The organism is Robertmurraya korlensis NBRC 107688, from assembly GCF_001591645.1.
Classification (GTDB): Bacteria; Bacillota; Bacilli; order Bacillales; family Cytobacillaceae; genus Robertmurraya_A.
The window spans coordinates 144,097-157,586 of the sequence record NZ_BCVH01000002.1; the positions used below are offsets into that span (position 1 = coordinate 144,097).

The window sequence follows — 13,490 nt, forward strand, 5'->3', positions numbered from 1 at the left end:
GACCGACTGGGTTCACCTCTTTTTTGTATCTATAATATCTACAAAAAACTTCCCATCTTGATAGCTACAAAACGAAATTTCTTTCACTTGAGTGTATCCAAGTTTCTTCAGTTCCTGTAGAAGCCAAAATTTATTTTTATCTACTCGCTTTAAATTGCTCTCTTGTACCTCCCCATCTAATATTAACGGGATGGTAATTCCCCCTTGGTTCGGACTTTTTTCATAAACAGAAAGCTTTCCGGATGTTTCGAGTATGGCAAATTCCACATCAGAAATGTTACGAATATTTTTATCTCTTAGCTGTAGAAGTAAATCGTCGAAATTGTATCGTTGCTTTCTCATTTCATGCTCATCTATTTTTCCATTGTTGATAATAATCGAAGGCTTACCATCTAGCAGGTCCCTAACCTTTTTATTTTTCAAAGAAAAGTAAGATAAGAATATTTGAATAACCATTAATACCCCCATAGGAAGAATGTTATTCATGATTCTTTCTTTAGGATTTTCAATCGCTACTACTGCTATTTCCGCAATCATAATATAAACAACCAAATCTAACACATTTAGTTCGCCCAGTTCACGTTTTCCCATTAATCGAAAGATGATAGATATTACTCCGTACAAAATGATGGTTCGAAAAGCAATTAATAAATATTCTTCCAAAAATAACTCTCCCTTTATATAAATTCATCTTAGTGTTTGCTTTTTCTGCAGAATTCATGAACAAAATGTGATTCTATTTAGAAAAGTTTATGAATATGCTTGTACTAAGCAATTACTGAGAACAGTAGGAAGGGAGAGGATTCCAATCGAAGAATCGAAAAATTTTGGCACCGCCGTTCTATACGGGGTCATAGCTGTATTTTTGTTTGCAATTGTAAGTTCGGTTATATTTTCCTTAATTCTCCGCTTTACGCCAACTGGCGAATCTTCACTACAATTTATTATTACAGGAGTTTCATTTATCACATTATTTTTAGGTGGCTTCGTATCTGGGGGAAAAGGAAAACAAAAAGGCTGGTTAGTTGGAGGCCTCACCGGTATTGTTTATACAACAATCATTTTCTTATTTCAATTTTTGGGTATGGATAGCTTGTTTTCGTTTGAGGAAATTGTCTATCATGTTTGTTATATTTTAACTGCCATGATGGGTGGAATATTAGGTGTAAATATAAGTACCACCTCTAAAAGAGCCGCGTAAGAAAAAGTATATAAAAAGAGGCAAACCCTAAGGTTAGCCTCTTTTTATGTTTTTATGCATTTGCTACAGAGCTTGATTCAATTACTTCTCTGATCGCAGCGCGGTCGTATGTAAGACGACTTCCATCACCACATTTAATAACTACCTTGCCTTCGTCTAATGCATCGACTGTGCCGTGTAAGCCACCAATCGTCACGATTTTATCCCCTTTACTCAGGTCGCTTTGCATTTTTGAAACCGCCTTTTGGCGCTTTTGCTGTGGACGAATTAACAAGAAGTAAAATAATGCAAACATAAGGATTAATGGTCCTAATGTACCTAATAGTCCTTCCATTGTCTAACCTCCTTTCAATATCTTTATAAATTTAGAAGTTTTTTGCATTTGGCTGATTAAAGCCATATTGTTCAAAAAATTCTTCTCTGAAGTCCCCTAAGCGATCTTCTCTGATAGCTTGTCTGACATTCTCCATTAATTTTAACAGAAAATATAAGTTATGGTAAGTTGTAAGTCTTATTCCGAATGTCTCATCACAACGAATTAAGTGGCGAATGTAGGCACGAGAGTAGTTTTTACATGTATAGCAATCACAATTTGGATCCAGTGGCCCAAAGTCTTTTGCATACTTTGCATTTTTCACAACCAATCTGCCTTCACTTGTCATTAATGTTCCGTTTCGAGCTATTCTAGTTGGAAGAACACAATCAAACATATCAATCCCTCGAATCGCCCCATCAATTAAGGAATCCGGAGAACCGACTCCCATTAAATATCTAGGCTTATTCGTTGGTAATAGAGGTGTTGTAAACTCTAAAGCTCGGTTCATAACATCCTTTGGTTCACCAACGGATAGTCCTCCAACTGCATACCCAGGAAAGTCGAGAGAAACAAGATCACGAGCACTTTGTTTCCGAAGTTCCTCGTATTCTCCTCCTTGTACAATTCCGAATAATCCTTGATCCTCCGGACGTTGATGGGAACGTAAACATCTTTCCGCCCAGCGAGAGGTACGTTCTACAGATTTTTGCATGTATTCGAACGTTGCTGGATACGGTGGACACTCATCAAAGGCCATCATAATATCCGAGCCTAATGCATTTTGAATTTCCATCGCTTTTTCGGGTGATAAAAAGAGCTTATCCCCATTCAAATGATTTCTGAAGTGAACTCCCTCTTCCTCTATTTGGCGAAACTTACTTAGTGAAAAAACCTGAAATCCACCAGAGTCTGTTAAAATAGCTCGGTCCCAGTTCATAAACTTGTGAAGCCCACCAGCCTCTTTGATGATCTCATGGCCCGGTCGAAGCCAAAGATGGTATGTATTACTTAAAATAATTCCTGCCCCCATCTGAACAAGCTCTTCTGGAGACATAGTTTTCACCGTTGCAAGCGTCCCTACCGGCATAAAGACAGGTGTGTCGAACGATCCATGTGGTGTATGTACTCGTCCGAGCCTTGCCCCTGTCTGTTTACATGTCTTTATTAATTCGTAACGAATAGCGGTCAAAAATAGTCATCTCCTAGTATTAATTAAATAATTAGCATCGCATCGCCGAAGCTAAAGAAGCGATACTTCTCGGTTACTGCTGTTTCATACGCATGTATGACATTTTCTCTACCTGCAAGTGCACTCACAAGCATGATTAATGTAGATTTTGGAAGATGGAAATTTGTAATCATTCCATTAATCCCTTGAAATTTATAGCCCGGAAAAATAAAAATATCTGTCCAGCCACTTTCTGATACAAACTCTCCATTATGTTTCGACGCTATCGTCTCTAATGTTCTCGTAGAGGTTGTTCCAACAGAAATAATCCTTCCACCTTGTTGCTTCACTTCGTTTAGTAAACGAGCGGTTCCTTCTGACATTTGGTAGAACTCTGCATGCATATCATGTTCTAAAATATCGTCCACACTAACAGGTCGAAACGTTCCTAATCCAACATGTAGTGTAATAAAGGCGATATGAACACCACGAGAGCGAAGTTCTTCTAAAAGTCCTTCTGTGAAATGAAGTCCTGCTGTTGGAGCTGCAGCCGAGCCACGTTCTTTAGCAAAAACCGTTTGATAACGTTCGCGATCTTCTAATTGCTCCATTATATAAGGAGGCAGTGGCATTTCACCTAGCTGCTCTAACACCTCATAAAAGATCCCCTCATAGCTAAATTCAAGAGTTCTTCCGCCATGCTCAGTTTCCCCAACACACACAGCGGTCAAGAGTCCATTTCCAAAAGAAATGATGGTCCCTTCTTTTACCCTTTTAGCTGGTTTCACTAATGTTTCCCACTGATTTCCATCCAACTGTTTTAGAAGTAACACTTCAATTTTGGCCCCGGTTTCTGTTTTTTCACCGAACAACCTTGCCGGCAACACTCTCGTGTCATTTAAAACCAGGCAATCTCCTGGCCTAATAAACTCTACTATATTTTTAAATATAGTATGCTCTATTTTTCCATTTTCCTTGTCTAGTACCATGAGTTTACTGCTTGTTCTCTCCTCTAATGGAGTTTGAGCAATCAACTCCTCTGGTAAATGAAAATCAAATAAGTCTACTTTCATGCTGTTTCACCCTTCTTAACAACTATAAATATTATCGAAATTTCCCTAAAAAGTAAAAAATCGCAGATAAAATAATGCTAACCAGAATTGAGGTAACAATAGGGAAATAAACAGTAGTGTTTCCCTTTTTAAAGATAATATCACCTGGAAGTCTACCGATATGTATAAACTGCATAAGAAATCCAACAACAAAGATAATCGCACCTAATGTCATAAGAATCTTTGAAACACCAGTCATTCTCTTGGTACCTCCATTTGAAAATGCTTATAGACCAAATTGGTAACAATTCTACCTCGAGGGGTTCTTTGAAGAAATCCTATTTGAAGTAAATACGGTTCATATACATCTTCAATCGTATGTGCCTCTTCTCCAATCGTTGCCGCAATCGTATCTAAACCGACAGGTCCACCTCTAAACTTCTCTATGATTCCTATAAGGAGTTTATGATCGATGTGATCCAAACCTAATGGATCTACCTGTAGCAGTTGTAAGGCATGATTGGCTAACGGAAGGTCAATGGTTCCATTCCCCCTTACTTGAGCAAAGTCTCTTACTCGTCTAAGCAGTCGATTGGCAATACGAGGTGTCCCTCTGGAACGCTTTGCAATTTCTAGTGCTGCATCTCTTGTAATCTCTACCTGGAACACATCGGCTGTTCGTAGTACGATTTCCATTAGCTGATCTTCTTTATAATATTCTAATCTGCTTAAAACTCCAAATCGATCCCGAAGTGGTGCGGAAAGTGAACCTGCTCTAGTTGTTGCTCCAACTAGTGTAAATGGTGGTAAATCAAGTCGTACGGATCTAGCAGTTGCCCCTTTTCCGATCACGATATCTAGGCAGAAGTCCTCCATAGCTGGGTATAAAACTTCTTCTATTGCTCTTGGAAGTCTGTGAATTTCATCAATAAATAATATATCACCCGGTTCAAGTGCTGTTAAAATGGCGGCTAAATCTCCTGGTCTTTCAATTGCCGGACCAGCAGTTGTACGAATATTAACTCCCATTTCATTAGCAATAATAGTTGCCAGTGTCGTTTTTCCTAAACCCGGAGGTCCATATAATAGAACATGATCAAGTGTTTCTTGACGTATTTTGGCAGCCTCTATAAATATTTCCAGATTTTCTTTTACTTTCGTTTGACCGATATATTGTTTTAATGTTAGCGGGCGTAAGCTTTGTTCGAAAGATAAATCTTGAACATCCGCCTCACCCGAAATAATTCGATCGTCCAATACTCGCTCACCCTTTTTCTACACTCTATTTTAAAAGAAGCTGTAGAGCCTTTTTAATATATTGCTCTGTTTGTAGTGTTTCCACTTCAAGCTTCGGGGTAATTTTCTTTATTTCTTTTTCAGAATATCCAAGAGAGACCAATGCTAACATAGCTTCCTCTAGCGCTGGATTTTGATTCTTCGATTGTTCCACCTGTATTTCCTCATTAAATAAGTTAGGAAAATAATCTGGAAGCGCTTGTTGGAGTTTCCCTTTTAGGTCCAAGATCATTTGTCTAGCTGTCTTCTTTCCTACACCAGGGAATTTTACTAAGAAAGCTTCATCCTCTTCTTCTATTGCTTGAACCACCTGTTCTGGTACTCCTGAAGCTAATATGGCTAACGCTCCTTTTGGTCCAATTCCGGAAACATTCAATAGCTTTGTAAAAAGAATTTTTTCCTCTCGAGAAGAAAAACCGTATAATGCAATCAAGTCTTCTCTTACATAATGATAAGTAAATATTTGCCTTGCTTCGTGCATATGCTTTGAGAAACTGAAAGGGTTTGGAGTTGAAACTTGATAGCCAATCCCCCCTGCCTCTACAACAATATATTCAGGTCCGATAAATTCAATTGTTCCTTTAATATAATCATACATGTAGCTAAAAACTCCTCTAATTTTGCTGTACCTCATTGTATCACAATATGTTCGTACATGCCCCTAATTGTCATATGAAAATAGTGATGAAAATACAAAAAAGGAACCGTATTCGGCTCCTTTAATTTGCTTGTTTTTCCTGAATCGTATAATTTTTAAAAGTTTCAAGCACTTCAACATATCTATCTTTATTTTTTATAGGTATTCCTTCCTTAAGTTCTTCATGTCTCCTACTTTCTAATTTCCCTATATCTAATTGAAAGAAGGATTGAATAATATTATATTTTTGTGGTTTTCCATAATAGATGGTTAGCACGCCATCATCTGTAATACCGAAGTATCCATTTGCTTTTAAGAGTGGAGAAATGTCGTCCACATGCTTACGGAACACGACAGATTTTTCATCCATGTCCACAACCTGCCATTGGTCATATTTTGACCAAAATTGCTCCATTGACCATATCTTTTCCTCCATTTGTTCCTCACTAATTTCACCATCTAAATACACTCGCTCAAGAATCACCTGTACCTCGATTGGATCTAATCTTGGGGTGGATTTTAAATCCTCAGCTAGGACATGATTGGTATGAAATACGAATACGAGAAACACGATCCCTACATACAAGAGCCAGTTGGTTCTCATAATGATCACCTCATCCTGAAAGTTACAATAAAGAGCCAATTTAATGATTCCATTCATATAATGACCATTTTTTTCAAATTTATGCCTACTACCGCACGAAAGAGTTGATCAAAATGATCAACTCTTTCGGATCTTATTCTTTCCCTTGTATACGAGACTTTAATGTTCTAAACATCCCTTTTATATCTGCATCAATGGATTCACGTGGACCTCCGTCACGTAAATCATTATCTAAATTTCTTATCCTGCTAAATGTTCCCTCATCCGTTACTACCTGCACGGATCTTCCTCGAAGATAAGGTTGAACTGCTTTAGCTATATCTGTCTTTGTTTCCACATCACGATCGTAGTTCGTTAAATCAACAGCAATTAATACATTGCTTCCATATACCACGGAACGTACATCTTCCACATTTGGAACTTTTGCCGTAACATCCCCTATTTTTTCTGCCAGATCTCCTTCATACGCTGTGTAATAGGAGCTTCTTGCTTTACGGGTTTGATCATCTAAATGCCCATGATAATTGGCATCTGCATGACTAAAACGATTGTCTTTCTCAAAAAAGTTTTTATCTTGTTTAGCACGAGGGACTGTCGGATTCGCAGGATTTCCTGCTTCATCTTTTTGCATCAAAAGCTGTCTTCGATTTTCTCTGCTTCTTTTTCCTTCCTCACCCATAGAGTGATCCATAATTTCTACCAACGGACCATCATTTTCGTTGTAAATTCTCGCATTTCCACCACTGTTATGATTTTCATTCGAGTAGTATCCAAATGGCTGGCTCATGTTTGGTTGATCATCATTGGTTGCTTCATCCTGGTTACACCCAGTTAAACCAAAGGTTAAGGCAGCAGTAATCGGAAGTAAAACAAGCTTTTTACTCAAGCGAATAACCCCCTCCGCTTATTTGAGAGCATGTTTATGCTCATTTATAGGGTGTGAGGGTTCCGGCTTTTTAATCCTGACAGTTACGACCAATTATCCTTTAAGCAAAAGCTTTACTTGCTCAACGAAGCTTTGACGACTAAAGAATTGCCTTACAGTTAAATCAAGAACCTGTCTTACTTGAAAGGTACTAGTATATTGTCGATCCTTAATTAGGCGATTCCATTCTCGGAAGATATCTGTCGGAAATAGTAAAGCATACAAAAAACCACGATTATCTAAATATGGTCTTATCTGCTCGTATTTAAAAAGTTCATCTAAGGACCAATCGAGGTTCGGTAATATTCGATTACAATATTGTAAGTAATCACAGACTGGATTACCGATTGAAATTAAGTCGAAGTCAATCATATATAGCTGATTATTAAGACCACGTATCATATTATGGTGTGCTAGGTCTCCATGAAGAATCGCTTGTTCATTAGCTTTAAGGAAAGCATTTTCTAATTCGAGCCCCTTTAAGGAGAAATCGGCCCATTCCATAATTTCATTTAAAATTTCTTGTTGCACAAAAAATTTAATAATGGATACATTATTAATAAAACGAGCTGCACGTTCTCTCCATTTCACCATAAGATTGTATTCCTTTAAAACCGTTTGATATCTTCTTGAGAGCTTACGTGTTGTCTGATGAAATTCTCCAAGGAGACTCAGCCCATCTTTTCTTTCTTCTTCTGTCCCATAAGAAAATGGATTGCGGGAGGATTGTGGAATGTACTCAAGACACCCGTAAAACGTTCCGTCTAAGTAAAGTGGTGGTTCCATTTCGAGGTTCTGAAAAGTGTATGATTGCGTAAATCCTTCTTGCCTTAAAGATGAAGTAAAAGCCTTTTGAATCTGTAGTTTCCCTAACTCATTAAATCCTTTTATTACAACGGGTTGATTACTAGTTTGTAGCAAATATACGTTTTTCCTTATCGGTTGAATAGATTCAATAGGTATGACGAGCTCTTCCTGTAGATAGGAGAAGAGACGATTTAAAAATAAATCGTCTCCACTAACTTTATTCATCATTACCATCTTCGTTTGTATTTTGGCCTCTTGGCATCCCATACGCTGAAGGTCCATAACCATAAGGATTCATATAAGGCTGCTGCGCCATAGGTTGCCCGTATGAAGGGGAATACACTGGTGGCATACCAGGAGCAAACCCTGTTCCCGCTCCATAAGGTGGCATCGTAGGACCACATCCACAATCATCCTGTACTCCTTGGACGGCAGGAGCTGGATAGTTGGCTGCTAATGGCTGATTTGGTGCTAAAGGCATTTGGTAATTTCCCATATTAGGTGATTCCATTTGATCCATTACCCCCTGCACCTGTGGCATTGGGCTATATGGCATTTGTTGTGGCATCCCCATCGGTGGATATCCTGGTGGGCAATATCCTGGTCCTGGCATTACAGGTCCTGCTGGATATAATGGTGCAGGATATGGTGGATAAGGATACATTGGAGCCTGATACATTGGAGTATCTTGGACTCCAGCTACTTCTGTTGGCATTAACGGCATTTGTGCATTCTGTGCACCCATTACTTGGCTTGGCATCATTGGCATTTGTGCATCTTGTGCGCCCATCACCTGACTTGGCATCATTGGCATTTGTGCATCTTGTGCACCCATTACTTGATTTGGCATCATTGGCATTTGCGGCATAAACGATGATGATTCATCATCAAACGGTTGCATTCCCATCCCTGGAACTCCTGGCATCATACCATAAGGCATAGTTGGCATAGCAGGTGCACCTGTCATTGCCCCTTGAACCTGTGGATATGGTGCTTGTGGAGAAAAACCTGGCTGTTGACCAAATCCTGGTTGTTGACCAAATCCTGGCTGCTGACCAAATCCCGGCTGCTGACCAAATCCTTGAGTAGCTTGTGGATACGGATAAAAGTTTTGTGGGTACATTGGATTCATGGGTTCATAACCCCCTCCTTGAGTAAAGTTTGGTACGTCAGTATGGTCCTCTGGCAGTGGTTTCACACCTTTAATTGGCTTCGTTTCTTGTAATGGTTCTACCTTTGGTAAAGGCTTCATTTCCGCTGGAAGTTGTTTCGGTTGCATTGGAAATTGCGGTGAAGCTTTAGATTGTAGCTCGGTAGGTGCCATTTGTTTTGGCTTAACCTCTTCTTTAACCGGCTTCGGTGGTTTTGGCACTGGCTTTGCTGGTTGTTGAGGTTGCACAGATAAATTCGCCATATTCATCATATAGTAGTTGTTAATATCAATTTCAGGAATTGGCTGTGGCATTTTAGGCGTGAACGGCTTCTTTGGAGCCTCAGCAATTGGTTGGATTTGCTCCTCCATCTTTGGCGGTTGTTCAATCGGCATTTCTTTTTTAGGCGCTTCTTTTGGTGCTAGAGCAATTGGCTGTTCCTTTGGCATCTCTTTTTTTGTACCCATATTTATTTTCGCTTCCGGTTTTCCAGTGATAGGTGCTTCTTTCTTTACCATTCCTCCACCGGTTGGTACTTTGATTTTCATACCGGGCATGATCATATCAGGGTTACTGAGCTGCGTATTCATTTTTTTCAGCTCTTCAAAATTCACGCCGTACTTCTTGGCGATTTTCCAAAGAGTATCCCCTTTCTGTACGATATGGATTTTCACTCTGATTTCCCTCCTATGCGTAAGTCCATATATTGTATGTCGGAGTGGGCAAATTGCTAACAATCCACATAAAAACTTATGAAGTTTTCAAAAAGAATATGAATTGTCCACTTTTTTCTTTTAAAAAAACCCTCCATTTAATGGAGGGTTACGCCTTTTAGGACTGCTCAAGCATCCTTGTAAGAGCAAGCTTTGCATAGCCTGCAATTTCAGTGTCGACCTTAATTACGTTATGAAGCTCACCTTGTTCTATATCTTCCAAGGCCCATAATAAGTGGGGTAAATCAATACGATTCATGGTGAGGCACGGACACATATGTGGATTTAGAGAAACAATATGTTTATCGGGATGTTCGTGAATAATACGATTAACCAAATTCATTTCCGTTCCTATTGCCCAACTTGATCCAGAAGGTGATGCCTCTATCTGCTGAATAATATAATTCGTTGATCCTGCTAAATCGGATAGCTCCACCACCTCACGTTTACACTCTGGGTGAACGATAATTTTCATCTCAGGATAATTTGCACGTATTTCAGCTATATTCTGAACAGTAAAGTTCTCATGGACAGAGCAATGTCCCTTCCATAAAATTACTTTTACTTCCTCTATGCTTCCTTCATATTGTAAAGTATTAGAGATAGGATCCCAAACAGCCATTTTTTCTAACGGTACTCCAAGGTTAAAAGCTGTATTTCTCCCTAAATGCTGATCAGGCAAGAATAAAATCCGATCCTTTTGAGTAAATGCCCATGTAACCATATGTTCGGCATTGGATGAAGTAACTGTCGCTCCACCATGTTTCCCAACAAAAGACTTTATGGCAGCAGTTGAATTTACATACGTTAATGGTAGAATTGTATCCCCAAATAAAACCTGTAGCTCAGCCCATGCTCTTTCCGTTTGGTAAATATCTGCCATATCTGCCATTGAGCACCCTGCTCTCATATCGGGCAATATCACTTTTTGTGATTCATTTGTTAAAATATCTGCCGTTTCTGCCATAAAGTGAACACCACAAAAAACAATATACTCCGCTTCTTGATTCTCTGCAGAAAGCTGGGCCAACTTAAGTGAATCTCCTGTATCATCTGCAAATTGAATTACTTCATCTTTTTGATAATGATGTCCAGGGATGTATAACTTGTTCCCTAATTTTTCTTTAATTGCTCGAACCCTGTTTTCCATTTCCTCTTTAGTCAACTCTTTGTATTGATCCGGCAGAAGCTTATTTTTTTCAACCACTTCAAATAGATTCATTCCATTCGTCCTCCCTACTTCACATGAACTTTCGCACTAATATCTATCGATTGGATCGTATGTGTTAAAAATCCTAATGAAATAACATGAACTCCCGTATGCTTGTACTGATATAGGTTTTCTAACGTAATCCCACCAGAAGCTTCTGTCACGATTCCATCTGGGACAAGCTTCATCCACTCCTTGATTTCATCAGGTGTGCGGTTATCAAACATGATCACATCTGCACCAGCATTAATTGCCTCTAGTAGCTGTTCCTTTGATTCAATTTCGACTTCAATTTTCACCATATGCCCTATACTTGCTTTTACTTTTTCCACCGCTTTTGTAATTGAGCCAGCAAAGGAAATATGATTATCTTTAATCATTACCCCATCGTATAGACCAAAGCGGTGGTTATAACCTCCACCGCATCGAACCGCATACTTTTCAAGCATCCGTAGACCTGGTGTCGTTTTTCGTGTATCTACAATTCTAGTAAAAGTTGAATCTAGCATCATCACTGCTTCGTTGGTTCGAGTCGAAATTCCACTCATTCGTTGAATGAGGTTAAGTACCACTCTTTCTCCCTTTAATAAAGTTATTACTTGACCAGTTATCGTTACTAATCTCTGTCCTTTTTCAAACCGTTCCCCATCTCTTACATTCAGATCGATTACCACTCCATCGTCAAGGAGGGAAAATCCTGTCCGTATAACCTCTTCCCCGCAGAAAATACCATCTTCTTTTGCGATAAATACAAGTTCTCCTTGCTCCTCATCGCTAAAAATCACGTCACTTGTTGTATCTCTTTCTCCAATATCCTCAAGGAAAAATTGCTCAAGTTGCAAACGCAGCTTTAATTTGTTCATAGGAATCTCCCTGCTCCTGTCCATGTTTTAGAATGACTTTCTTTTCTAGCCAGCCGAATTCTTCAAATGGAAAATCCTCACGGAAATGCCCACCTCGGCTCTCCTCTCGAAGAAGTGCTGATTTCGTAACTAACCAAGCGGTGATTAACATAAAAATCACTTGAATTTCTTCCTTTGATTCTCCGTCTAGTGAATAACTAGCCAACTCCTGTATTTGGAAGCTCTCTAGCCAAGTTAAATGCTCTTCAAGGTCCTTCTTGTTTCTAACAATCCCGGCATATTTCATCATATTAGCTTGTATGACGGACTTTTCGGGAAGAGATAATTTCCTCGTTTTATTTGAACTTGTTTCGATTAGTGGATATACAGATAAATCCTTCTTTGCTGTATGGTTAATCAGATCGGCAAGTCTTTTGCCAAAAAAAAGGCCTTCTAATAAAGAGTTACTAGCTAGTCGATTGGCACCGTGTATTCCTGTATAGGCAACCTCTCCAATGGCATAAAGATTCTGTACACTTGTACGTGCATAATGATCTGTTTTTACACCACCCATCAAAAAATGGCAGCCCGGAACAACTGGTATAAGCCCTTTTAAGAGGTCAACTTGATTTTCCTCACACATTTTTGTGATGGTCGGAAATTTTTTAGTGAAATCTTGTATTTTCCTAATATCTAAATATACTTGCTTTCCTGCTTGTAAATAATCAAAAATCGTCTGTGAAACCACATGTCGGGGTGCAAGGTCTTTCATTGGATGTACAGTTTCCATAATTCTAGTTCCATCCATTAATGTAAGAACAGCTCCTTCTCCACGAACCGCCTCGGAAACTAGGCCATGACAGGTTCCTTTAATGAACAAAAGAGTTGGATGAAACTGGATAAATTCCAAATCTGCAACCTCTGCGCCTGCACGGTATGCTAAGGCAATTCCATCTCCGGCTACGGTTTCTCCATTTGAAGTTAAACTATATAGTTGACCAAGTCCTCCGGTAGCTAGGACAACATGGTTTGCAAGAAAAACTTGAGTCTCTCCATGGTTGTTTTTTGCTTTGGCTCCTATACATTTCCCATCTATAACCAATAACTCAAAAACACTCATTTCTTCGATTATTCGTGAGTCCTTGGTCTCTTCTATTAAATAATTCATTACGTTTTTTCCAGTTGCGTCTCCACCGCTATGGACGATTCGATTATGACTATGTGCACCTTCTAACCCTAGAAGTAAGCCACCATCCTGCGAACGGTCAAACATACAGCCTTCATGAGCCATTTCATGAATCAGGCTAGGAGCCATTGTTGTCATTTCTTTTACAAGCTTACGATCATTGGTGTACCTTCCTGCCTCCAACGTATCAAGATAATGTTTGTCTGGATGATCTTCTAAAGCTAATGCCGCAGCAATTCCCCCCTGAGCAAGATTAGAATTCCCCTCTGCCACACATGACTTTGTGAGAATAATCACATTAATATCACAGCTAAGCTTCTTTGCTAATTGCAAAGCAGCCACTCCACTTCCTATAATTAACACATCGGAGTGTATCATTTTA

General features: G+C 39.1%; 15 protein-coding genes. 1 reads left to right on the forward strand and 14 read right to left on the reverse strand.

Features of this window, described 5'->3' with window-relative positions; genetic code table 11:
- Window positions 1-12: 12 nt before the first annotated feature.
- Window positions 13-663, reverse strand: coding sequence for a DUF421 domain-containing protein (locus BKO01S_RS05570; protein ID WP_066050032.1), 651 nt, complete (start codon window positions 661-663; stop codon window positions 13-15).
- Between the two features lie 67 nt (window positions 664-730).
- Between BKO01S_RS05570 and BKO01S_RS05575 the strand changes: the two genes are divergently transcribed.
- A complete protein-coding gene (locus BKO01S_RS05575) occupies window positions 731-1,201 on the forward strand; it encodes a TIGR04086 family membrane protein (RefSeq protein WP_369690986.1) in 471 nt (156 codons plus the stop codon).
- Between the two features lie 52 nt (window positions 1,202-1,253).
- On the opposite strand, the gene yajC is transcribed toward BKO01S_RS05575, so the two are convergent.
- The 13 genes from yajC to nadB all read right to left on the reverse strand — a co-directional run bounded on the left by yajC (window position 1,254) and on the right by nadB (window position 13,486).
- Complete coding sequence (yajC, locus tag BKO01S_RS05580; RefSeq protein WP_066050035.1) at window positions 1,254-1,535, reverse strand: preprotein translocase subunit YajC; 282 nt, start codon at window positions 1,533-1,535, stop codon at window positions 1,254-1,256.
- Window positions 1,536-1,566: 31 nt separating this feature from the next.
- Window positions 1,567-2,706, reverse strand: coding sequence for a tRNA guanosine(34) transglycosylase Tgt (gene tgt / locus BKO01S_RS05585; protein ID WP_066050039.1), 1,140 nt, complete (start codon window positions 2,704-2,706; stop codon window positions 1,567-1,569).
- Between the two features lie 23 nt (window positions 2,707-2,729).
- The gene (gene queA / locus BKO01S_RS05590; RefSeq protein WP_066050041.1) at window positions 2,730-3,758 is read right to left on the reverse strand and encodes a tRNA preQ1(34) S-adenosylmethionine ribosyltransferase-isomerase QueA; all 1,029 of its coding nucleotides are present in this window, start codon (window positions 3,756-3,758) and stop codon (window positions 2,730-2,732) included.
- A 31-nt stretch (window positions 3,759-3,789) separates the two neighbouring features.
- Entirely contained in the window at window positions 3,790-3,996 is a 207-nt protein-coding gene (locus BKO01S_RS05595; RefSeq protein WP_066050044.1) for a DUF2905 domain-containing protein, read from the reverse strand.
- Window positions 3,993-4,994 (reverse strand): Holliday junction branch migration DNA helicase RuvB, encoded by a 1,002-nt coding sequence (ruvB, locus tag BKO01S_RS05600; protein ID WP_066050047.1) that lies wholly within the window; start codon window positions 4,992-4,994, stop codon window positions 3,993-3,995. Before ruvB ends, BKO01S_RS05595 begins: the two co-directional genes overlap by 4 nt.
- Window positions 4,995-5,019: 25 nt before the next feature.
- Complete coding sequence (gene ruvA, locus BKO01S_RS05605; RefSeq protein ID WP_066050050.1) at window positions 5,020-5,631, reverse strand: Holliday junction branch migration protein RuvA; 612 nt, start codon at window positions 5,629-5,631, stop codon at window positions 5,020-5,022.
- A 121-nt stretch (window positions 5,632-5,752) separates the two neighbouring features.
- Window positions 5,753-6,274: an intercompartmental signaling factor BofC gene (locus BKO01S_RS05610; protein WP_066050053.1), complete on the reverse strand. Its 522-nt coding sequence runs from the start codon at window positions 6,272-6,274 to the stop codon at window positions 5,753-5,755.
- A 133-nt stretch (window positions 6,275-6,407) separates the two neighbouring features.
- Window positions 6,408-7,160 carry a YhcN/YlaJ family sporulation lipoprotein gene (locus BKO01S_RS05615; protein ID WP_066050057.1) on the reverse strand — a complete coding sequence of 251 codons (753 nt, stop codon included), beginning with the start codon at window positions 7,158-7,160 and terminating at the stop codon, window positions 6,408-6,410.
- A gap of 93 nt (window positions 7,161-7,253) precedes the next feature.
- A complete protein-coding gene (locus BKO01S_RS05620) occupies window positions 7,254-8,231 on the reverse strand; it encodes a phosphotransferase (protein ID WP_066050580.1) in 978 nt (325 codons plus the stop codon).
- Window positions 8,224-9,831: a SafA/ExsA family spore coat assembly protein gene (safA, locus tag BKO01S_RS05625; RefSeq protein WP_066050058.1), complete on the reverse strand. Its 1,608-nt coding sequence runs from the start codon at window positions 9,829-9,831 to the stop codon at window positions 8,224-8,226. Before safA ends, BKO01S_RS05620 begins: the two co-directional genes overlap by 8 nt.
- A 157-nt stretch (window positions 9,832-9,988) precedes the next feature.
- A complete protein-coding gene (gene nadA, locus BKO01S_RS05630; protein WP_066050063.1) occupies window positions 9,989-11,092 on the reverse strand; it encodes a quinolinate synthase NadA in 1,104 nt (367 codons plus the stop codon).
- Window positions 11,093-11,106: 14 nt separating this feature from the next.
- Window positions 11,107-11,943 (reverse strand): carboxylating nicotinate-nucleotide diphosphorylase, encoded by an 837-nt coding sequence (gene nadC, locus BKO01S_RS05635; RefSeq protein WP_066050066.1) that lies wholly within the window; start codon window positions 11,941-11,943, stop codon window positions 11,107-11,109.
- Window positions 11,912-13,486: an L-aspartate oxidase gene (gene nadB / locus BKO01S_RS05640; protein ID WP_066050072.1), complete on the reverse strand. Its 1,575-nt coding sequence runs from the start codon at window positions 13,484-13,486 to the stop codon at window positions 11,912-11,914. The genes nadC and nadB overlap by 32 nt, the downstream gene beginning before the upstream one ends.
- Between the last annotated feature and the right edge of the window lie 4 nt (window positions 13,487-13,490).